At 52.5% G+C, this 1,066-nt stretch carries 2 protein-coding genes; both read left to right on the forward strand.

Features of this window, described 5'->3' with window-relative positions:
* Positions 1-821 (forward strand): GspE/PulE family protein (locus AC1D1X_RS24165; protein ID WP_477699468.1); only part of this gene is annotated, 821 nt, incomplete at its 5' end.
* Between the two features lie 146 nt (positions 822-967).
* Positions 968-1,066, forward strand: a 99-nt coding sequence (locus AC1D1X_RS24170) for a pilin (RefSeq protein ID WP_477699469.1), incomplete at its 3' end; no start/stop codon positions are given.

The raw sequence follows: 1,066 nt of genomic DNA on the forward strand, positions 1-1,066 counted from the left end.
ATGTATGTGGCCCCACAGGCTCCGGCAAGACCACGACCCTGCATTCCATCCTGAAGTTTCTCAACACCCCGGACACCAAAATCTGGACCGCCGAAGACCCCGTGGAAATTACCCAGAAGGGTTTGCGTCAGGTGCAAATTAACAGGAAGGCGGGCATTGACTTCGCACTGGTCATGCGTGCTTTCCTGCGAGCCGATCCCGACATCATCATGGTCGGTGAGTCCCGCGACAAAGAAACCGTGGCGATGGGCGTGGAAGCTTCATTGACGGGGCACATGGTTTTCTCGACGCTGCACACCAATTCGGCCCCCGAGTCCATCACCCGCCTGCTGGACATGGGCATGGATCCCTTTAATTTTGCGGACGCATTGTTGGGTATCCTGGCTCAGCGTCTGGCCAAAAAACTCTGCGACTGCAAAGAGGCTTATCAGCCGAGTGCTCAGGAAGTCAAAGATTTCATCAAGGAATACGCCGAAGAGCTGCGCCATACCGAAGCCTGGAAAGCCGATCCTGGTGGCGAGTCACAAAAACTCTATGAAGACTGGATGGCGCGCTATGGGAAGGACGATAAATTGACCTTGTACCGTGCGGTCGGCTGCGACAAGTGCAACAAGACCGGCTACAAGGGCCGTATTGGCTTGCATGAACTGATGATTGCCGATGATGCTGCCAAAAAATTGATCCAGGAGCGGGCGCGTGTCGCGGAGCTGTTTGCAAGCGCTGTCAACAGCGGCATGCGGACGCTCAAGATGGATGGCATGGAAAAGGTACTCATGGGCATGACAGATTTAAAGATGGTCCGATCCGTCTGCATCAAGTGACAAAAATGTCGTTGGATTTAGGGGCGAGAGTCAAAAAAGTAAGTTGGCGGCCTTTTACGGCCCAAAAATCACGAAAAAGAAGGCTCTTTAACGTGGCACAAAAACTGCTGAACAGTTGAGCTAGTTTTTTTAACCAAGGAGTTTTTATGAAGCGTTCAATCCAACGGGGTTTTACCCTGATCGAATTGATGATCGTCGTGGCGATTATCGGTATCCTGGCTGCGGTGGCTCTGCCTGCCTATCAG

The organism is Polaromonas sp. P1_G4 (assembly GCF_056405475.1).